General features: G+C 54.4%; 14 protein-coding genes and 4 pseudogenes. 1 reads left to right on the top strand and 17 read right to left on the bottom strand.

The genetic code is table 11. The features are described from left to right. Positions 1–81: 81 nt before the first annotated feature. The 10 genes and pseudogenes from IQ265_RS24050 to IQ265_RS24095 form a co-directional block, all read right to left on the bottom strand. Positions 82–678, bottom strand: a complete 597-nt coding sequence (locus tag IQ265_RS24050) for a hypothetical protein (protein ID WP_194058328.1) — start codon at positions 676–678, stop codon at positions 82–84. Positions 679–1,625: 947 nt separating this feature from the next. Beyond that, positions 1,626–3,359, bottom strand: coding sequence for a hypothetical protein (locus IQ265_RS24055; protein WP_194058330.1), 1,734 nt, complete (start codon positions 3,357–3,359; stop codon positions 1,626–1,628). Between the two features lie 68 nt (positions 3,360–3,427). Continuing rightward, positions 3,428–3,793 carry a hypothetical protein gene (locus IQ265_RS24060; RefSeq protein ID WP_194058332.1) on the bottom strand — a complete coding sequence of 122 codons (366 nt, stop codon included), beginning with the start codon at positions 3,791–3,793 and terminating at the stop codon, positions 3,428–3,430. 576 nt (positions 3,794–4,369) lie between these two features. Continuing rightward, complete coding sequence (locus tag IQ265_RS24065) at positions 4,370–5,308, bottom strand: NAD(P)-dependent oxidoreductase (protein ID WP_194058334.1); 939 nt, start codon at positions 5,306–5,308, stop codon at positions 4,370–4,372. Between the two features lie 75 nt (positions 5,309–5,383). After that, positions 5,384–6,340 carry an SDR family NAD(P)-dependent oxidoreductase gene (locus IQ265_RS24070; RefSeq protein WP_194058336.1) on the bottom strand — a complete coding sequence of 319 codons (957 nt, stop codon included), beginning with the start codon at positions 6,338–6,340 and terminating at the stop codon, positions 5,384–5,386. 49 nt (positions 6,341–6,389) lie between these two features. Beyond that, positions 6,390–7,358: pseudogene (locus IQ265_RS24075) on the bottom strand (thioredoxin family protein); the annotation flags it as partial. Between the two features lie 373 nt (positions 7,359–7,731). Continuing rightward, entirely contained in the window at positions 7,732–8,412 is a 681-nt protein-coding gene (locus tag IQ265_RS24080; RefSeq protein ID WP_194058340.1) for a VOC family protein, read from the bottom strand. A gap of 175 nt (positions 8,413–8,587) precedes the next feature. After that, positions 8,588–8,782 (bottom strand): annotated as a pseudogene (locus tag IQ265_RS24085) (SDR family NAD(P)-dependent oxidoreductase); the annotation flags it as partial. A 39-nt stretch (positions 8,783–8,821) separates the two neighbouring features. Beyond that, entirely contained in the window at positions 8,822–9,688 is an 867-nt protein-coding gene (locus IQ265_RS24090) for an oxidoreductase (protein ID WP_194058344.1), read from the bottom strand. 45 nt (positions 9,689–9,733) lie between these two features. Beyond that, positions 9,734–10,186 carry a VOC family protein gene (locus IQ265_RS24095; protein ID WP_228038410.1) on the bottom strand — a complete coding sequence of 151 codons (453 nt, stop codon included), beginning with the start codon at positions 10,184–10,186 and terminating at the stop codon, positions 9,734–9,736. A gap of 296 nt (positions 10,187–10,482) precedes the next feature. Between IQ265_RS24095 and IQ265_RS24100 the strand changes: the two genes are divergently transcribed. Then, complete coding sequence (locus IQ265_RS24100; protein WP_194058348.1) at positions 10,483–14,223, top strand: WD40 repeat domain-containing protein; 3,741 nt, start codon at positions 10,483–10,485, stop codon at positions 14,221–14,223. Here IQ265_RS24100 and IQ265_RS30280 read toward each other — a convergent pair. The 7 genes and pseudogenes from IQ265_RS30280 to IQ265_RS24130 all read right to left on the bottom strand — a co-directional run. Then, positions 14,167–14,316, bottom strand: a pseudogene (locus tag IQ265_RS30280) (alpha/beta hydrolase); the annotation flags it as partial. The gene IQ265_RS24100 and the pseudogene IQ265_RS30280 overlap by 57 nt on opposite strands. A 370-nt stretch (positions 14,317–14,686) precedes the next feature. Next, positions 14,687–15,742: a YeiH family protein gene (locus IQ265_RS24105; RefSeq protein ID WP_194058350.1), complete on the bottom strand. Its 1,056-nt coding sequence runs from the start codon at positions 15,740–15,742 to the stop codon at positions 14,687–14,689. A gap of 26 nt (positions 15,743–15,768) precedes the next feature. Beyond that, positions 15,769–16,491: a sulfite exporter TauE/SafE family protein gene (locus IQ265_RS24110; RefSeq protein WP_194058352.1), complete on the bottom strand. Its 723-nt coding sequence runs from the start codon at positions 16,489–16,491 to the stop codon at positions 15,769–15,771. A gap of 219 nt (positions 16,492–16,710) precedes the next feature. Continuing rightward, a complete protein-coding gene (locus tag IQ265_RS24115; protein ID WP_194058354.1) occupies positions 16,711–17,808 on the bottom strand; it encodes an Mrp/NBP35 family ATP-binding protein in 1,098 nt (365 codons plus the stop codon). Beyond that, positions 17,801–18,631 (bottom strand): annotated as a pseudogene (locus IQ265_RS24120) (HEAT repeat domain-containing protein); the annotation flags it as partial. The pseudogene IQ265_RS24120 and the gene IQ265_RS24115, both read right to left, overlap by 8 nt. Before the next feature lie 270 nt (positions 18,632–18,901). After that, positions 18,902–19,129 (bottom strand): ferredoxin family protein, encoded by a 228-nt coding sequence (locus IQ265_RS24125; RefSeq protein ID WP_017301328.1) that lies wholly within the window; start codon positions 19,127–19,129, stop codon positions 18,902–18,904. Between the two features lie 184 nt (positions 19,130–19,313). Next, entirely contained in the window at positions 19,314–21,017 is a 1,704-nt protein-coding gene (locus IQ265_RS24130; protein WP_194058356.1) for a fumarate reductase/succinate dehydrogenase flavoprotein subunit, read from the bottom strand. Positions 21,018–21,139: the final 122 nt, after the last annotated feature.

The following is a 21,139-nucleotide window of genomic DNA, read 5'->3' on the forward strand; positions in this document are numbered from 1 at the left end:
GAAGATCTTTAGTCAATCCGCTCCAACAGAATTGTTCGACCGCTGGTGCTTGCCTGAGATACTCTGAAGTAAGTCTTCTTTTCAGTAAAGGGTTGTGAAGTCCACTTTATCAACGACACCATCTCTGAACATCACAGATGCAGAACCCACCTTGCCGGAAGCTGGGTCTTTTATGTTCCTGTAATGCCAGAAACTCAGGTCACCATAAAATTCTTCACTGTCAGAAGTGCTATCTGGCTTGCCGACTGCTTGAATCACTTCCTGCTTAGTCTTACCTGTGACTCTATTACGAAAATCTTCTCGAAGTATCACCGCTGGTTGCTGATTGAGGCGAGCTACAAGACTAGCTACGAGCGACTCGACCTGCGAGCGAAAGATAAAAATACTGGATACAGCGATCATAGGAATTAAAAGTACAATTCCCACAGATATACCTCTTTTAGCTTGTTGTTTGATATACGCGCTCAACTGCTGTCGTTTTGCCTGTTCGCGCGACCGTTTTTCTTCAACACTTCGAATGGCTTTCCTAACAATATGTGGAGGAATTTGTGCCTCTAGACATATCTGTTCTAAATCCGCAATTGAGTAGCCTTTATTAGCTTCAGTATGTAAACGAGCAGCTTCAGCTAGTACCTCGGCTACCATATCATCCGATATACGGGAATTTGGATCACTCATAGAGGCTACCTCAAGTGAACAGGTACTTGTACGAGCAATTGAAATCAAGGGATTGAACTAAAGCATTTATAGTCACTCCTACCCGTATCATTGTAACCTTATTACACTTCTAAACACTCACGAGCAAAGTACCAGGATTCACAATACTGCTCAAACCTAAACACACAAATCTTGAACTACTGTCTCAACTACTACCTTAAGCGGTCGAACTTGTAATTAGAGGGAAAAATTCTGCCTAATACCCCCATGCGGTATCTTAGGTGGAAATCTATCGCCTAAATGTCGAATAGAGAACCTTATGTGAAAAATTTCAGTATAAATCCCTGGCGACTGGGGGCAGATAACTTCAGACTCCTTTCTTGCCAGTGCCAGATTACTTATCGATGGTTTAGCTCTGCCAAGGCGCTTGCTTGACCAAGTGCGCGATGCGGCTTGAGCCATTGTTCTTACCGGACGGAGCCGTCCTATGTTGAGTACAACGCCTATGACAGAACAATGAGTCGGTTGCATAAGGAAACCCAAAAACTAACTCTGGGTCCTGGAGCGGCTGCCTGCGCCGCAACCAGCATCCCAATCCCCCTCGGCAGCCCTCTCGTGAAACGTTTCAAAATTTGTCCAACGCGATGTTGGACAATTGGCCTCGAGTTGCATCGGCGTACGCCAGACTGACTAGATGCGCGCGCAGGCAACGACTCAACCCTTGCCTGAGGCCATTGAGCACAAACCTCTCGTATCGCCTCAAGGCATAGCGCCAGCGTGTTCTCCTAATCGAGTGAGTGTGTCTTTAAGGGCTGGAAGACTGCTAAGCAAATCTTTGCGGCCTTGATAAGCCAAGGTATCTAAGCATTTAGAAACGCAGGCGATATCAACCTGCATATCGTCTAGGCGCGCGCCAGTGGTACAACGGTTACAGAACGCAAACATGACTTATTGCACTCCCATATCCCTCATTCTGCTGAGGAAATAGACTGAGTCGCTTGTAGGGCCTGTACTAACACCTCAGCCGCTCGTTCACGATCGGAGGTACCAAACAGCTCTACAACCCAATCCTGCAACTGCATCACTACCCGCTGTGCCCCTTGTGCCTCAACCCGTGGTTCAGCATAAGCACGAGCGATCGCGATCAGTGCCTGTGCCCGATCGACCGGGTCAGCAATTGATTGAGCCGTTTGCAAAGCAGCATCGAACTGCCCCTGCTGAGCAAATCCCTCAACCACCGAAGGCAACATCCATGGGATTTCTTCACTTTGAGCCAGCTGCATGGCTTGCTCCGGTTGCCCAGACTTAGCATAGCCCTGCACGATATCCGGCATAAATCCCTCCAGCTTGCCAGTTTGAACGAGCTGCAATGCCTGTGCAGGCTGGCCTACATCGAGATAGCCGATTGCTACCTCTGACAACATACCTTTGACCTGCTGTGCCTGGACAACCTGCCACGCCTGATCCGGCTGCTTTTCCTGCAAATAGTGTCTGACGATGCCGATCATCGCACCGTTGCGGTTAGGGTTGGACTGCGCCAGTTCGACGGCCGCCTCTAAATTACCTGCCGCTGCATAGGCGCTGGCAATATTTTCCAATGCCCTCTGTCCCTCGCTGGTCGGTTGAATTTCCTCGACAATCTGCATGGCTCGCTCGAAGTCGCCGATTTTGGCATAGCCAACGGCGACTTGACCTAGCGCATCCGCATCGGCTCGACCGTAGCTGGCATTGGGGGCGATGGCTTTGCCAAGCTCATGGGCCTCTGCCAGTGTCGCCACGGCTTTGTCGTTTAAACCTACCTGCTGGTAAAGGATCGCCGCCTCGACGAACTGATTCACTTTGTCGAGGGGAAACGGGTCTGCGGAACGGTTGCGAATTTTGGGAACGGTTTGATCGAGAAGCGCGATCGCCCGATCGTTTGCACCTAACTCCGCGAACTGTCGGGCCGTCCAGAGCAGAGCACTTCCCTGCAACGAAGCCCTTTCGGGGTTGTCGGTCTCCATGGTTTCCGCACTCCGAATGGCCTGTTCTAGCACCACCTTTGCCGGTTCAGAATGGCCTGCTAGAGTCAGATTCATGCTCATGTTGCTCAACGTTCGCGTTTGGAAGTAGGCATCGTCAGTCGTTTGTGGCTGGCCGAGCGCTTCCTTAATCGTTTGTGTCTGGGCGATCGCTTCCTTTAGTAACTCGTCCGCTCGCTGAGATTGTCCTGCGTCCAACAAATCAGCTGCAATCTTCGACAGGGCCAGTGGGTCTCCCATCCCACTGGCTAGCGCGATCGCTAACTCAAACTGCCCCTCATCGGACAATTCCACAGCCCGGTTCATTAACGATTCGGTCGGAGAGGTAGCACTGCTACTACATCCGGTTACCTCTTGAGCACGGGCGGTTTCAATAGCCTCTGTAACCTTTCGCTGGCCCTCTGCCTCCTGCCCAATCAGCCAGTAGCTACCCGCTACCTTGGCTAGAGCATTGGCTTTGAAGCAGGGTTCCATTGCCGCTGCTGCTTCCAGGGCCTGCTCAGAAACGGTGGTTGCCTGTTGCGAATTACCCAGCTTTGCATATTGAAAGGCAATATCTGACAGTAATCTGGCTTGCAGATTCAGAGTGGGTAGGGCCGCTGCTTGCTTTGGGGTGAGCATCCCAAGCACGGGCAGGGCTGCCAGGAGGAAAAGTTTGGCACAAAATACGTTGGCTTTCATAGTGACTCGATGGCGACAGGAATTTGAGTAAGGAGCTGTTTATCTAGCAATGCACCTCTGATGCTGAATTAGATTTGAAACGACAAAAAAAGCCATCTAAGCAACCTCTGAAACAGCCATAAGATAAGACTGTAAAAGGCAACATTAAGGGCGAATGCCCCAAGATTCGCATAGAAATAATCTTCTGGCCCGATTTTGCCCCAACCACTTGTGGGTGAACCGCCTTCCGCATCTTGAACAAAGGGCAGGGGAAAGCCTGCCCTTTGTTCGCCAAACATGCACTGCCCAGTTTGGCAGGATTGAGCATCCGTGCAAAGTGTTTCACAATGAGTCGGCTGCCTGTAGCGCAAAGAGGCAATCGTCAACCCCACTGACGCCAAGACAATCAGGGTAATCTTGATTCCTCTATAAGCTAAAGCGTTACTGCTTGTCATAGGGACTGATTGAGGATGCGAGCCTGCTATGGATAACTTAGGGCTAAGAAACCTAAGCGTACGTAATTTAACCTCAAGCCTTAATGAGTTTTCATCTTAGACGGTCAATTCAAGAAGTTTTGCTGCATAAGGGATTGCAAAAATGACGATAGCGGAATGCATCGGTTCCCGTTGCTCCTCTTCGGGAACCCCAACCGCTTCCCCCTGCGTTGGCTAGCCGCACCAAAGGGATGGAGGTGTTCCACCTTTGGTAAGTCTGATTCAACGATTCTGTGGTGGGAAAAGCGTCTGACAAATCAGGTTCAGGCTTGATCATCCCCGGCACCAGCGGACCAAAGGGTGACGCTAGAAGGGGATGAAGTATACACTCGCATTGTCTAGCGGATCATGCACAATTGGGATTGTTGAAGGACTCGGTGCTGCGATCGAATGTCGCGTCATCGAAGTGCCATTGCGGCAAGGCAAGCTTCCAGATTAGAAGGAGTGGGCCTGCGATCGCGAACTGGGATTTGCTGATGCGCTAAGCCGTGCAGTTCATAGAGCGCGTGCATGACGGCGATCGCTGCTCCATACGGGTTAACTAGCATGAGTTACAGCAGGCTCAACCACCCATTCCAGCGATCGCGGCTGAAAATTTAGTTCGCGTTTTGCCTTAGCGTTCGATGCGCCGCGCATCTGAGTTTGGTAGTAAATAATGTCTGCACCACCTTCCAGTTTGAGAGCATCTTCAACGGCTACCTGGGGCGGGGGTGGAGCATTCAGCGAGCGGGCAAACGCAGGCAGCCATTCGCGCACGGGCAAAGGCTGGTCATCGGCAATTAGATAAACACCAGGGTTACCCTGCTCTGCGGCGGCAACAGTGGCGATCGCGGCATCTTCAATGTGTAACCACGACCACAGGCCATCGCCATTACCCACAATGGGAAACTGTTGCTGCCGCACCTGTTGCGCTACATCACCATCTGGGTTAAACCAGGTGCCGGGTCCGTAGAAGAAACCATAGCGTAAGGCAATTCCTTCGAGATTGGACTCCAACAAACGACGTTCAATTTCAGTGACAAGGCGAGCATCGGCGGCAACGGCGGGGGAGGCATCAACCGATAACGGGGTTTGCTCATCTGCCAATCCAGCACCGGGAATTCCCCAGAAGGCGACCGACTGTCTCAGGTAACGGCGCACCCCTGCCGCCTGTGCGGCCGCCAGCACGTTGGCTCCCCCTTCTAAGCGAATGCGCGTATTCAGAGGCCCTGCTGCAGCCATTGATTCGCGGCTGTAGGTCTTGGGTAGAGCGGTGAGTTGTTCAATCACCACCTCCGGTTGAGCGTAGGCGATCGCGGCTTTGACTGAATCTGCGTCGAATACATCGGCGATCGCCGGTTCGATTCCCTGTGCTGCTAATGACTGGGCTCTTTCTTGAGAGCGGGTGAGAGCGACAACGCTGTGTCCTTTAGCCAGTAACTGGTCGAGTACTGGGCGACCGATTGCTCCTGTTCCGCCGGCAACAAAAATCTTCATTGGTAAATCCTCTAGGTTGGTGAGTTGTCAGATTGATTACGTTTCATTGTTCAGCGATCGCCCGATTCACACCACTCAAGTTCTTTGAGTTAAACCGCGACTTAATGCTTCACTCCGCGTGAATTCAGCAGCGTGCAATTTCACGAAATCGTACACGCTCGTTGGCGTTTTACCAGTGAGCTTGAACAGGTCATCCGTCATGCGGTTATACCGCCCCTGCGCGTGAAGTTCGGCCATCACCGCAAGGTGGTTGACGAGGTGGGCTGGCACCCCAAATTCCCGCAGCGTATTTGTCCACCCAGAAACCGGCACGTCACGATAGCGAATCGTTCGACCGAGTGCTTCGGAAAAGGCACGGGCGTAGTGGTCCAAGTCGGCTGACTCAAACCCGGTCAGGTTATAAATCTGACCAATATGCGGGGCAGGGTCGTGGAGGATTTCGGCAACGGCACGCGCTACATCAACCGCCGAAATCGGCGAGGTCTTGCTGTTGCCCAGCGGCAGCGCCAGTTCGTCGCCATCGCGAACGCCAGCGGCGGCAAGACGCAGGAAGAAGCCTTCGAGGAAAACGGTCGGCCGCACCGTGACGACTGGTAGCCCCGACCATGCCAATGCCTGTTCTGCCAGCCAGTGCAGCTTGTGCTGCGGGCTGTCGGTAGTCTCGGTAATGCTCATCTGCGTCACCGTCATCTGCGACATATTCACGAAGGCTTCGACGCCGTGGTGCTTCGCCACCGCAGCGACATTGACCGTGGCTTCGAGATAGGCCGGTGAGACCGACATGCCAAAATAGATGCGCTTAACCCCTGCGATCGCATGGTGCATGGAGGCTAGATCGGTCAGGTCGCCCTGCACAACCTCGGCACCAAGCTGGCGCAGAGCTTCAGCGCGTTCGTCCTCGCTCCGCACCAGGGCGCGCACCTGATGCCCCTTGGCGAGCAGCATGGCGGTGAGATTGCGACCGATCGCACCGATATCGCCAGCCGCTCCGGTCACCAGAATTGGGCTGTCATGGGTAGAGTTCGTCGTCATATCATTTACCTTCCTGTCGCTCGTTGCGAGGACGTATCTATTTACGTGATTAACCGAACGTGAACGCAAACGCCTCCACCCCGGCATCTAGAAACTCGATCTCGAACTGGCGATCGCGGATAGACTCTGTCTGTCGGACCAATTGGTACAACCGCTGTTCGGTCACGGTGCCTTCACCACGCTCGTCAAGGTCAAGTCCGTGCGCCGAGATTGCTGGCTGCCCGTCTACGAGCACGCGAAATCGCACGGGCGTTCTTGGCGCAGCCGGACCCATGACGAGATGCAGATCGCGGGCGTGAAATCGGTACGCGATCCGCCCGCCGGGCTGGTTCAAGGCAATGGCCTGTCTGCCGATGGTCCAATTGCCCGAAAGTGCCCATTGGTTAAGGTTCAGTTGCGCGGGCGCGGCGTACGAATGAGGCTTGTCTAACGCCGCGCTGCTGGGAGCCGCAAAATTCTGCGTTCTCTGGTAGCCGAGGTAGTTTTCAGGCGATCGCAGGCTGTTCCAATCGGCGGCAGCTTCAAAACCGCGAGCGTTAACTTCGACCGTGTCCTGGCCGACACCGCCAGTTCCGGCCTCAGACAGGAGCTGTTGAATCACCCGTTCTGATTGCTCATACTCGCCCTCGCCGAATTGATGATGCCGAATGCGTCCTTGCGTGTCGATAAAATAAAGGGCAGGCCAATAACGGTTCTCGAACGCACGCCACACCGCATAATCGCTATCCACAGCGATCGGGTAGTCAATGCGCATGTCCGTTGCGGCGCGGCGGACATTGTCGAGATTCTGCTCAAATTCAAACTCCGGCGTGTGCACCCCAATTACGACTAATCCCTGGTCCTTATACTTCTCGGCCCACGCACGCACGTAAGGAAGCTGGCGCAGCCAATTGATGCAGGTATACGTCCAGAAGTTGATCAGCACAACTTTCCCGCGCAGTTCGTCAACCGTCAAGGGCTGCGAATTGAGCCATGTAGTGGTGCCTACCAGTGAAGGCAGTTCGCCTTCAATTGGTAACTCAGCCGTTGCCGACATAGCGTGCTGTTTGGTGCGGCCGAGCCTGCTGAGTTGAGTAGCAGCAATGCTTTGAACGGTGGTTGTTAAAAAGGAGCGGCGATTAGGATTGATGTCTTCAAACATGGGCTAACCTCCCTGTAGTTGGTTCAGATAGGTACGGTGGAATTAGAGAATTGCGCCGGTTTTCTCGCTGAGGCCAGCTTCAACGGTGCTAGTGGAATGAGTTGTGGGTTTGGGTTCCGCCGCTTGCCCCATCGCTTAAGGCCGCGAGGAAGTGGCGATCGCCGCCAGCAAAGTGCACGATGGGTGAGCGAGGTGCTCTCACCCATCAGCGTCGTTCCAAACCCGATCTGGCAATGCCGCTATAAACGCATCATTGGGAAAGAGCGGGCAAAGCCTTTTCCATGTAACGGTCAGCGGCGGCGGCGGCCTCTTCTGGGCTGTTGCCAGTCTGACGCGCACTCAGGTAGGGCGCGTACCAGTTCCACCAGTCATGCTCGGCATGAGTCTTCTCGTAGGAGTCGTGGCGCTCCGCCGTCTCGCGCAGCAGGTCTGCCAGGGTGGCAACGTCTGCTTGTGGCGAGTCCCATAGACGACCCGGAAACCGCGTTGTGACTTCCTGGATCAGCCAGAGGTTTCCGTCCGGATCCTCAAATGAGGCAAATGAGAAGTAGGACCGACCTTCCGGGTCGCGCCCGCTGACGCGCGGGTTCTCTACAGCGTTGTTGAAGGGGCCGCCAGCATAATGGAAGATCTCGCTGACGTTGACACCACGAGCCACCAGGTCTTCGCGGGCAGCGTCGAGGTCGTCCACGGCCAGGACCAGGTTTTGCACCGAGCCAGGATCGTTTGAAGTGACTCCCTTGCCGAAGATGATCGAGGTGTCTGAGTGAGGTGGCGTCACGTGCACGTTGCGGTAGCCGCCCGCCGCGATATCGATATCGAGCCGCCAGCCGAGATTTTCGTAGAATGCCTTCGTGCGCTCAACGTCGGAAACGGTGAACACTACGACTTCGAGCTTCATGTTTGGGCTGTTTACGGAATTGCTGCTCATCTTGTTCTCCTTTTGGTTAGTAAATTGGATGGTCGGATTGGTTACTTTTCATGCTTCTGCGATCGCCTTTGGCGGGTAGGCTCTAGCCCAAACTTAGTTTGGGCTGCCTCCAACCTTCGATTGGAGGAACTCACGAAGTGAGTAGAGCGCAATCCGGCCATTGGCCTACCGCTCACTTCATCGACCGCTCAGCGGTTTTTCGATCGGCGATATCGCCAGCCACCGTGAGGATGGCATCATCGTCTGCGGGTTGAATTGAGCGTGGGATGGCGATTATCCGATAGTTGCGATCGCGGTATGCCTTGACCAACGCTGCGCCGATGCCCTGGGATGCGCCGGTAATTACAGCGACTCTCTGTTCAGTGGCCATGGTAAAACTCCTTTGGAAATAACGTGTGAATGTTGCGGGTTAGGCTACGGTCGAAGCGGCTATGGGGTGGTCATGGTCGGTGCTGGTCGCGACTGGCAGCCATGCTTCGATTTCCTGCGCCATTTTCGCGGCGTTGCCCTGGTACATTGCCACTGCGTCCTTACCGACGGGCAAATGCAGCGGCGGATGTTCGGTATTGGCGAGTTGAAGAATAACTTGAGCAAATTTTTTCGGATCACCGGGCTGGTTCCCGTGTAACGCATCGGCTCCCATCCGCATTTGTCCTACTGTTTCCTGGTAATCGGCGATGAGGGTTTTGGCGGCAACGTAGGAGTCAGTGCTCAAAAAGTCAGTTGTAAAAAGACCGGGAGCGACTACCGTAACGTGAATGCCGAGCGGGGCTAGTTCAGCCGCCAGCCCTTTCGAGATTCCTTCAACTGCAAATTTAGTTGACCCGTACAGGCCCCAGCCCGGAATGGCATCGTAGCCAAACAGCGACGAGATATTGATGATGTGCCCAGACTTTTGCTGGCGCAGGTATGGCAACACAGCCCGCGTCACGTTCAGTAACCCAAACACGTTGGTGTCATACTGTTTACGAACTTCGGCATCTGTGGCTTCTTCGATCGCAGTCACCATGCCATACCCGGCGTTATTGACTAAGACATCGAGCCGACCGAAACAGGCAATGCCTTGCCTAACCGCCGCTTGTACCTGATCTTCTTGAATCACATCCATCTGCACCACGTACAGCTCTGGGTGATTGTCTAGGGTGGCGGCGAGTTGTGTGGGCTGACTGCGAACTGTTGCCACGACCTGGTCGCCCGCTGCCAGCGCTGCTTTGGCAATTTCTAACCCAAAGCCTCTGGAGGCTCCGGTAATGAACCATACTTTCTGCATTTTCATCGGGTGTCCTTGTTCTGAAGTGTTGTCTGATGCGCTGATGCTCTATTACCGTCCGGGCTTCCGCACCCTGATTTCCTGGAGCACCCAACCGTTGCCGTCCGGATCGCTGAACGAAGCGTAGGAGGCATAGTCGCGCCGTTCTGGATCGGGGCCCGGTACCCGTCCTTCGGTTCCGGCGTGGGGGAAGATACCGCCAATGTCGTGGAAGACCTCACTCACCTCGATACCGCGATCGATGAGTTCGGCGCGGGCGGCCTCAATGTCATAGACAATCAGGTACAAGCCTTGGACTGAACCTGGTGCGGATGACGAAATTCCTTCACCAAAAATGATCGAGGCTTCTGAGCCGGGAGGGGTCAACTGCACCACTCGAAAGTCTTTACTGGTAACAAAGTCGGCATCTAGCCGCCATCCCAACGTTTTATAAAAGTCCTTGGTGCGATCGACGTCAGAGACGGGGAGTACCAGCACTTCGAGTTTCATGTTTTGACTGGTCATAACGCTGCTCATTTTGGTCTCCTTTAGGGTGGTGAGCCTGCTGCCCACCGGTTACGTTTCATTCTTCAGCGATCGCCCCATCCACACCACTCAAGTTCTTTGAGTGAAGACGCAACTTAATCGTTTCGCACGGGAGGTAAGCAGCCGGAAATCAGTTGAACCTGATATGCTTCAGCAAACATGAAGTCATTGGCCGGTTGGGCAGCGCTACCGAAACTCTCGTTAAGCCTTAGTTAAAAAAATGCTCGGTATTTTGAGGAAAGACCGTCTTTGTCCTTTACCCCGCTAGCTAAGCTATGGATTCCAAGCCATCGAAATCTGGACGGAGGAGAGCTGCCACTGGGCGAGTTCGGGGCGTCATTCTGTCGCCCCAGGGATGGCAGAAGTTTCAGACGGCAAAACAGCAGGCGGAATCGGACGAGGTCTGGGGCAAGCATTTCACCCAGGAAGATCTCAGCGATCGCACTACGCTTTCCCTCAATACCCTTACCCGCATCTTCAAGCGCGAACAGGGGGTCGATCGCCAGTCGGTGGAGTATCTCTTTCGGGCGTTTGGGCTGGAGTTAACGCAGGCAGACCTGACATCGCCTACCTCCTCTGAAGAAACCGAGAGCCAGTGGACCAACCCTCACCAGGACTGGGATACCGCAGTTGATGTCTCAACCTTCTACGGGCGTGAGTCAGAGCTAACGCAGCTTTGGCAGTCGGTCGTGTCCGATCGCTGTCGCATGGTTGGGCTGTTGGGCATTGGCGGCATTGGCAAAAGTACAATCGCGGTCAAGGCTGCGCTGCAGATGCAGGCAGAATTTGAGATTGTCGTCTGGCGCTCCCTGGCAAACGCGCCCCCGCTGGATGAACTTCTGTCGAGTCTGCTGAAGTTTCTCATGCCGCTGCATGGGGAAGACCCTGTCATTCCCGCTACGCTCGATCAGCAGCTTTCTAAACTGATGCAATATCTGCGATGGTCAAAGACCGGCCCAGGCGGAGCATCGCGTCGGTGCTTAATAATTTTGGATAATGTAGAGTCTATTTTGCAGCGTGAACAGGTGGGGCACTGGCGATTGGGCTATGAAGGGTACGGGCAATTGCTCAGAACCATTGGCGAAACGTCTCACCGAAGTTGTTTGTTGCTAACTAGCCGAGAAAAGCCCCAGGAAATGGCGCTGATGGAAGGCGCTCAGGCACTGGTGCGATCGCTGCCCCTAAGCGGCCTCACCTCTGACGATGGACGCGCCATCTTTCGGCAAAAAGGAGCGTTTACAGGTTCAGAAGCCGAATGGGACAGGTTAATTCACCACTACGGCGGCAATCCGCTGGCGCTGAAGCTGGTGGCAGCCGCAACTCAAGATTTGTTTAACGGCAGCATTACCGAGGTCATGCCCTATCTCAGCCAGGGATTAGCCGTTTTTGAAGACATTCGCGATTTGCTAAATCGTCAGTTTGAGCGATTGTCTGAGGCCGAGCAGAAAATATTATTCTGGTTTGCAATTCTTCGAGAGCCCGTTTCGATCGCAGATATTCGAGAACATGTAGTTGATTTGACTACTCAGCAACGGGTTCCTAATCTAGTCAACTCGCTGCTTCGGCGATCGCTAATCGAAAAAACAGATGGGTTATTTTTCCTGCAACCCGTGGTGATGGAGTATGTCACCGAACGATTTGTGCAGCAAGTTTGTATCGAATTTGAGACGCAGCAGCTGAACATTTGGCAAACGCATTCCCTACTGCGAGTTCAGGCGAAAGATTACATTCGAGAGATTCAGACACGATTAATTGTGCAACCTGTAATGGAGCGGTTGCTGTCTCACTTTGGCAGCGTGGGGGCGATCGAGGCCCAAGCCAGGCACATATTAACGCAACAGGGGAAGCAGCCAGGATACGTTGCAGGTAACCTGATCAACTTGCTGGTGCAGTTTCAAGTAGACCTGCGCGGTTCGGATTTTTCTGGTCTTATGGTGCAGCAAGCCGACTTGCAGCAGGTCGATTTGGCCGGGGTCAATTTTCAGAATGCCACGTTTGCTAAGTCCATCTTTTCTGAAGTATTTAGTATTGCCATGTCAGTCGCTCTGAGCCCAGACGGACAGATGATGGCAGTGGGCGATTCCATTGGCAACATCTATCTCTGGAATTTCACCACAACCCAACTCTTAGCCACCTTTGAAGGACACATCGGTTGGGTTTGGTCGGTTGCCTTTAGTCCAGATGGTGCTCTGCTTGCCAGCGGCAGTACGGATAGCTCTGTGCGCTTATGGGATGTTCAAAGCGGGCAGTGCTTACAGGTGCTCACAGACCATACAGGTAGCGTTCGTTCAGTGAGTTTTAGTCCTGATAGCCAGCAGTTAGCGAGTGGTAGTGAAGACAAAACGGTGCGCTTGTGGAGTGTGCAGGGGCAGTGTCTTCGTATTTTAAAGGGACACACCCAAAGCGTTTATTCTGTCCACTTCGCGCCCGATCAGCAAACCTTGGCTAGCAGCAGTAATGATGCAACGGTTCGGATTTGGGAGGTGAGCAATGGTCGCTGCTTAAGTATCTTACAGGGGAATAGCAGTGGAGTTCAGTGTGTGCGCTACAGCCCAAATGGTCAGCTGTTAGCGAGCGGCTGTCGGGATGGATCGATTCGACTGTGGAGCAGTTATCTGCCCCCTAATCAATCGTCAAAGCCTAGTATCATAACTTCCAGCGTCAAGCTATTACAGGGACATACCGACTGGGTTTGGAACATTGCCTTTAGCCCCGATGGTCAGTGGTTAGCCAGTGCCAGCCTCGATAGTACGCTGCGCCTTTGGAGTATTCCAGACGGGCAACCCATCCATGTACTCGAGGGTCATACCCATGATGTTTATGGACTTGCCATCAGTGCCGATAGTCAATTGTTAGTCAGTACAGGAAAAGACTATACGGTGCGGCTCTGGAATTTGCAGGGCGGACAGAACCTGAAAACGCTGCGTGGATACATTGGGGGGATTCACTCCCTCAGCCTCAGTTCAGATAACCAAATGCTGGCTAGTGGTGGACAGAGTGAAACAGTTCAGGTGTGGCGTGTGCAGCGAGATCGCGATCGCGCGCAACTTCACCCCTACAAAACCTTTTCCAGTCCGCTCCGTCGGATATCACCATTCACCAACGTCAGCTTTAGTTCCAATAATCAAACCCTCGCGATCAATCGACACGATGGGTTGATCGCATTATGGAATATCCAAACCGGGCACCTGGAGCAATGGTCAGCACACAGCGCCTCCATTTGGTCGGTCCTGTTTAGCCCAACGGGGCAAATTTTGGCAAGCAGTAGTTATGACTGCACTGTGCGCCTGTGGGACGTGAAAACGCATCAGTGTTTGCACGTGTTGTGCGGGCATGAGAGCGGGATTCGCGCTATTGCCTTCTCTTCGAGACGCTACGCAAATGGCAACAGCGGAGATCCTACCCTTGACCCCAGCGATCAGTTCCTGGCAAGTGGCAGTTTTGATCGCACCATTCGCGTGTGGGATGTGCAAACCGGAGAATGTTTGAGGGTATTGCAGGGACATATCGGCGCAGTTTTCTCACTCGCGTTTGACCCCAGCGATCAATTCCTGGCAAGTGGTAGTCATGACCAAACCATTCGCGTTTGGGATATGCAAACTGGAGAATGCCTGAAAGTTTTGCAGGGACATACAGGAGCCATCTGGACGGTTGCCATCTGTTCCAATGGTCGATTTCTGGCAAGTGGCGGTGATGATCAAACGATTCGACTATGGGATCTGCAAACGGGGCATTGCCTTCACATCCTGGATGAACATAGCGGTTGGGTGCGGTCAGTCATCTTTAGCTCTGACGGTCAAATCCTATTTAGTGGTAGTAACGATCGCACGATAAAACTATGGGATGTAAAGACAGGACGTTGTATCAGCACGTTAATGAGCGATCGCCTGTATGAAGGCATGAATATTCAAGGTGCAAAGGGGTTAACGAATGCTCAAAAAGCCACGCTGAAAGCGTTAGGAGCCATTGACGACGACTGTCTCATTGGAGCTAGCTCGCTCTGCCATAAAGGATAGGGCGGCGGCTGGGATATTGAGATCGCGATCGCCACAGATAAACCAGGACGGGATAGACTTCCAGGCGGGCGCACCAGAGGCTTTGTTCAATGCATCTCCTCTTTACAAACCAGTGCCGAAAGCCCTTATTCATATGACTACCGACATTACTCTAAAATCTGTAATCGGTTAAAGAGGCTTGCTTAAAATTCTCTCGAAAAATCAGCTCTCAGGTCTAATACCAAATCCGAGTCACACAACCCCGATTCGTAATCGGTACCTCGTAGGGAGCATTGCACTGCAATGCCCCTACAAATCGGGGGTATACAGACAGGATTTGGTCTAAAGAGAGTGCGACTAGCGGGTTTGCTAACCTTCACTCAAGATATCGCAAGACTAACTTCTACATTGACCTATTTTTTGGAGCAACTTATTTTTGTTGTTTTAACTTTTATGGTGTTCCTTAAAAAATTAAGATCTAACCCTAATAAGAGTGGTCTCTAGAAATTATCAAGAGACTAAATACTGCTAGAAATAGCCACGAAAGCCCGGCCAGATAAATAGGCTTGAGGCCTATTTTAGTCAGGCTAGCTAAATTTGTTTCTAGTCCCATAGCGGCTAACGATAGGCAAAGTAGAAATTGGTTGCCGTTGAGAACTTCTACCCTGATGGATGGGTCAATTAGGCCCAGACTGTTAACTACTACCAAAGCACAGAAGCATAGAACAAACCAGGGAACGGGAACAGAACGAGACGACTGTCCTAGCTGATTAGTACGATTGGTTTGCCAACCCAAACTGACAACAATTGGTACCATTAGCAACACTCGCGACAGTTTGGTGACAGTAGCTAAATTGCCGCTGAGATCGCTGTTTTGAAAGGCGATGGCAATCACTTGAGCTACCTCATGTACCGAGGCTCCACACCAAATGCCAAAGGCTTGGGGGCTAAGGTGTAGTAGAGAGCCCATGAGAGGGTAGATAAGCATGGCCAGGGTACCAAAGCCAGTGATCGTGGCGATCGCATAGGCCATATCCTCCTCCGTTCCTTCAATAACGGTGTTTGTAGCCACCACCGCCGACGCTCCGCAGATCGACGTGCCTGCCCCAATCAGCCGGGTAAGGCGGGGGTTAACCCCAAGGCAGCGCCCTAGCCAGCAGGTTAGGTAAAAGGTGCTGAGGGTGCTGAGGGTCACCATCCCCAACCCCCAGGGGCCAATGGCCATAACCTCTGCCAGACTCAGCCGTAGACCCAGCAAAATCACCGCTAGTCGTAGCACCCGCTTCATTGCAAATTTGATGCCAGGGCGATAGGTAGCAGGCACGCCACCCCACTGTCGCCAGCCAATACCAAGCAGGACAGCAATCAACAACGGATTCAACGTGTCTAGACCAATCAACCGACCCAAACCAATAGCCACTCCAGCTATCAGCGTCGTTAGCAATAGCCCAGGCAAAACCGAGAGACCACGGGCTTTCCAGTCAGCAGGAACCGAGCCCAGGGTAGATGACCCTGGAACAGACTTGGACGATAGTTTCATCTTTAAAAACCTTTATAGGGTGGATATCAAGCCACCAAAGCTAGCCCTGCCACTATCAGCAACAACCCCACGACAAAGCGGCGAAAAAGCTTTTCATTAACTCGCCTAAAGCAGCGCTGCCCCAGTACTTGTCCGACGACGAAAGCTGGTAATAAGCGGATGAATAAGCCTCCAACCGTTACCGATATCAGGCCGCTGGCCCAGTAAGATCCCAGGGCAATAATCTGGGTAAGGGCGAAAAATACGATAAAGTTGGCTCGGTTGGCAGCAGCAAGGTTGCTACTAGACATTTGGTAAAGCACGATGGGGGGGCCGCCTATCCCCGCCAGCCCCGTCAAAAATCCACTGAGGGCACCAACCCCCGAGGTCAAGGCTAGGCGAGGATGGGTATATCGGCTTTTCCCGGTCAATAGCAGCAGCACAAATCCCAAAATTAGCCCCCCAATGATGCGCCGGAGTAGGGTTGGCTCTAGCAAGGCCAGAAAACGCGCTCCCACAGGCACCAGTGCCATCGCACTCAGCACCAGGGGCAATACCTGCTTCCACTTAGTCTTTCCCAGGGCTTCGGGCACCAATCCTGCTCCAGCCGTCATCTCTAGCAGAACGACAGTAGCGACCACCAGCTGCGGGGTGAACAGCAAACTCAGAGCTGGGGCTAAAATCAACCCTGAGCCAAAGCCAGAGAAACCTCGGGTAAAGCCTGCGATCGCCACCACCCCTAGGCTGATGAGCCATGTGCCGATGTCCATAGGGGTGCCTCCCGCCAGTGCAAACATTAAAAAAGGATCCCCCGATGACCGGCTTGAGTCAGGAGTGAGGTTTCAGCAGGGATCCGGAAGAGGTGGATGGGTGGACGAATTGCCCTAATCAAAATTTGGTCGATAGGCATGGTTTTAGGTGGGCAGTGCCCACCCTACGGTAGACCGCTGTAGGGGCAAACGGCGTTTGCCCTAAACATCCCTGAGTTATTAACAAACTGCTGCCAGTTCCTCTGCCGCTGCCATCCCAAAGGTCGCATTCAACCCCAGAGCAATTTGCTCAAAAATTTGGCTCAGGGGGGCATCGGGCAGCTTCATGGGCAGGGGCACCCCCGCATCGCCCTGTTCGCAAATGCGGGGGTCGATGGGCACCTGACCCCATAGTGGCACCGAGAGTTCGGTGGCAATCTGGGCACCGCCGCCGCTGCCAAAAATTGGCGTCGGTTCGCCGCAGTGGCCGCAGAGCAGGTAGCTCATATTTTCGACTAAGCCCAGCACAGGCACACCCACCTGGCGAAACATATGCACGCTGCGGCGTACGTCGGAGATAGCTACCTGCTGTGGAGTCGTCACCATCACTACGCCGCAAATAGGGCTTTCTTGCACGATGGTGATCTGGGCGTCGCCCGTGCCGGGGGGCAGGTCGATCAGCAGGTAGTCTAGCTCGCCCCAGTCCACCTCGTGGAGAAACTGGGTGAGAATTTTGTGCATCACCGGGCCACGCCAGGCCAGAGGATGGTCGCCCTGGGCCAGCAGCCCCACCGACATAAGCTTGATACCGTGGGCTTCTAGAGGCACAAACCGCTGGCCATTGGGGGTATCAATTACACGGACTTCGCACTGCCCCAGACCCAGCATCTGCGGCACGTTGGGGCCGTAGATATCGGCATCTAGTAGCCCCACTTTGGCCCCGGTTTTGGCCAGAGCCGCTGCCAGATTCACAGCCGTAGTCGATTTGCCCACGCCGCCCTTGCCGCTAGAAACGGCCAGGGTAGTGCGCACGCCAGGAATGGTGCAAAGCTGGGCGTAAGCTTTTTTGCACCAGGGCAATTGCCCTAAAGTGTCCTGTACTTGGGCTTGCAGGGCGAGCTGGTGACGGCCCACGTAGAGCCGCAGGTAGACGTAGTCGTCAACCACCTGTAGGTTGCGCACCATGCCCAGGCTGACCAGGTCGTTGCCTAGAGTAGGCTCCCGCAGGGTTTTGAGCTGGGCGATCACTTCGGCTTTGCGGGCGATCGCCTCAGCACTGGGAGCCACCTCAGCGGGGGCCTCAGCAGCGCGGTGAAACGGGGAGGAATGGCTAGACATTGGAGGTTTCTGGCTGAGACTTCTGGATAGCATCGATCGCCCGCTGGGAAAAAATCCGCACGTCCATATCGGGGTCGTTGAGGGTCTGCTGCAGGGCGGGCAGGGCATTGGTGTCGGCCAGTTTGCCCAGGGCGGTGGCGGCATCGCGCCGCACGTCGGAGTACTCATCGGCTAGAGACTTAATCAGCGCGGGTAGGGCCTGCACGTCTGGGGTTTTCTGCAGTGCTCGAGCGGTGAACTTACGCACTTGCCATTCGGGATCGTCCATCGCCTTGACCAGAGCTTCAACGGCAGCAGGGTCAGCCAAAATATCCAGCGACTGCGCCGCATTGCGCCGCACCTGCCAGTCGGGGTCATTCGTCAGCAGCTCGCACAGCAGCGGCACCACCGCCGCATCACTGAGGTGGCCCAGGGTGAGCGCTGTTGCCCGCCGCACCACCTCGTTGGGATCTTTCGCCAAGGCTAGGGCCGGTTCGCAGCGCACCACCTGGTTCAAGTAGCGCAGGGTGATCACCGCCGCCTCTCGCAGTTCCGGGTTCTCCGACTCAAAGAAAGGCAGAATAAACGGCAGCGCCTGGGCATCATGAATTTTGCGCAGCAGCACCAGCACGTTGAGCTGCGCGTGGACATTGCTCCCCTGCAGCACATCCAGCAGCTTCATCAGGTCGTTGGTCGAGACCAGCTCCTTGAGGGCCGACAGCGCCTCGCTGCGCACGTTCTCGTGAGGCGAGCTGAGGCACTCGATCAGCGGGTTAATGGCAACCGGGTTGGCAAATTCCCACAGGGTGGTGATGGCGATCTCTTGCACCATGGGGTTTTCATCGTAGMNGCNCTCYWATWMRSRKCTCNGAKCSCAYSWKNCRTCKCNNAGGNTSTYGYAKGNNGTYTTSWSCKYRAMMAARMRMWMAWMWARRAKKGSCGMTYKYWNCWTCWYAMYMMRCTRRGSARYNTTCRRSRNCCAYWYCKSYSRTSTACATGGGGAGGGGTTCCAAAATGACGGCAGGGTGGATGAGTGGGAGGGTGGATGAGTGGGAGGGTGGATGGGTGGATGAGTGTTTGCTTTACCCGCCTACCCACCAACTCACCAACCCGCCTACCTCAACAGGAAAGGAATCTGCACCGTAATCGCCCCAGTCGGGCACTCCTTCTCGCAGGGCAGGCAGAACCAGCACTCGTCGTACTTCATATAGGCTTTGCCGGTCTCGGGATTTTTCACCAGCACGTCTAGGGGGCAGACCTCAATGCAGGCGTTGCATTTTTCGAGACATTTCGATTCATCGACAATGACGGGTACGTCGACGCGTTGGGTAGTTAGAGCCATAGTTTTTCTTTGATAGGGGAGTAGGAGGGTAAATGGGTAGGGGGTGGATGGGTAGGCGGGTGGATGGGTGGGAGGATAGGGGTAGAAAGATGGGTGTAGCCAGAGAACCTCAGATTGGGGGCGATGAATAACACCATTCCTTCAAACGCTCATCTACTCATCCACCCCTCCACTCATCCACCCCTCACCGGACGGCAACGTCGTAAACTTCCTCGACCAGGTCGACATCGACGATGTAGGGCTCGACGGGGCGCTTAAACAGCTCCATGTGGCCGGTTTCGCCTTTCTTCAGATTGACGTGGCAGAACCATTCCTCGTTGTTCTTTTCGGGATAGTCGAGGCGGTAGTGGTAGAGGCCCCAGCGGGTTTCTTTGCGGAACAGGGAGGCGCGGGCGGCCATTTCGGCGCAATCGCGAATGAAGTGCACCTCCATGCAGCGCATCAGCTCGTGGGGGTCGCGGGCTCCCATCAGACCTAGGGTCTCTTCGTAGGCGACGAATTTTTGTAGGCCGATGTCCATGTTGTTGGGCGACTTGGGCGGCTGCAGGTAGTCGTTGACCAGGCGGCGCAGCTTGTACTCGACCTGAGTGTGGGGCACGCCGTCGGGCTGCTGCAGGGGCGCGTAGATGCGGGCCTGCTCAGCGGCGAGAAACTCGGGGTCGGGCTCGACATGCTCCAAATCGCGCATGTAATCCATGGCGTTTTGACCTGCGATGCGGCCATAGACGAAGGCACCAATCATGTAGTTGTGGGGCACGCTGGCCATGTCGCCTGCGGCATAGAGGCCGGGGACGGTCGTTTCGGCTCGCTCATTCACCCAGACGCCCGAGGCGCTGTGGCCGCTGCACAGGCCAATTTCGGAGATGTTCATCTCGACGCCGTGGGTGCGGTAGCTTTCGCCCCGGCCCTGGTGGAAGCGACCTCGGCTAGGCCGTTCGTTATCCCACAGAATAGTTTCGATTTCGTTGATGGTATCGTCGTCGAGGTGGTACATCTTCAGGTGCACCGGGCCTTTGCCCGAGTGCAGCTCTTTGTAGACCTCCAGCATCATCTGGCCGCTCCAGTAGTCGCAGTTGATGAAGCGGTGACCCTCGGCGTTGGCGGTGTAGGCACCAAAGGGGCTGGCCACGTAGGCGCAGGCGGGGCCGTTATAGTCTTTGATCAGCGGGTTGATTTGGAAGCACTCGATGTTGGTCAGCTCGGCCCCGGCGTGGTAGGCCATGGAGTAGCCGTCGCCCGCGTTGGTGGGGTTTTCGTAGGTGCCGTAGAGGTAGCCGGAAGCGGGCAGACCCAGGCGACCGCAGGCCCCGGTGCAGAGCACGACGGCCTTGGCCTGAATCACCACCATGTTGCCGTTGCGTACATCGAGACCCACGGCCCCGGTGACGCGGCCGTTCTGCACCATCACGCGGGTGGCCATCACCCGGTTGGTAACGTTGACCTTGTGGCGCTTGACCTGGCGGGCCAGAATTTTCTTCAGGTCTTTGCCTTCGGGCATGGGCAGCACGTACTTGCCGACCCGGTGCACCTGCTTGAGGTCGTAGTTGCCCTCGTGGTCTTTTTGAAACTTAACGCCCCAGCTTTCGAGTTCTTGGATTACCTCAAAGCCCAGCCGTCCGGTTTCGTAGACGGCCTTCTGGTTCACAATGCCGTCGTTGGCAATGGTGATTTCGCGCACGTACTGCTCGGGGGTAGAGTTGCCGGGGATAACTGCGGTGTTGACCCCATCCATGCCCATGGCGATCGCCCCACTGCGGCGAATATTGGCCTTCTCTAAAATCAGCACGTCGCTCTCAGGGCTGGCCTGCTTGGCCTTAATGCCTGCCATCGTGCCAGCGGTGCCACCGCCGACGACTAGAAAATCAGTTTTAAGGTACTGAATGTTCACGTAACCACGTCCTTGGTTTAAACGGCAGTGAAATTGAAATAAACCAAACCCAAGTCCAGAAGTGAGTTTTGCCGATGGAGAAACTACAGATGCCGAGCCGAACTTGATCTATCACGGTTAGC

This window comes from Nodosilinea sp. LEGE 06152, from assembly GCF_015207525.1.
In the GTDB taxonomy this organism is placed as follows: domain Bacteria; phylum Cyanobacteriota; class Cyanobacteriia; order Phormidesmidales; family Phormidesmidaceae; genus Nodosilinea.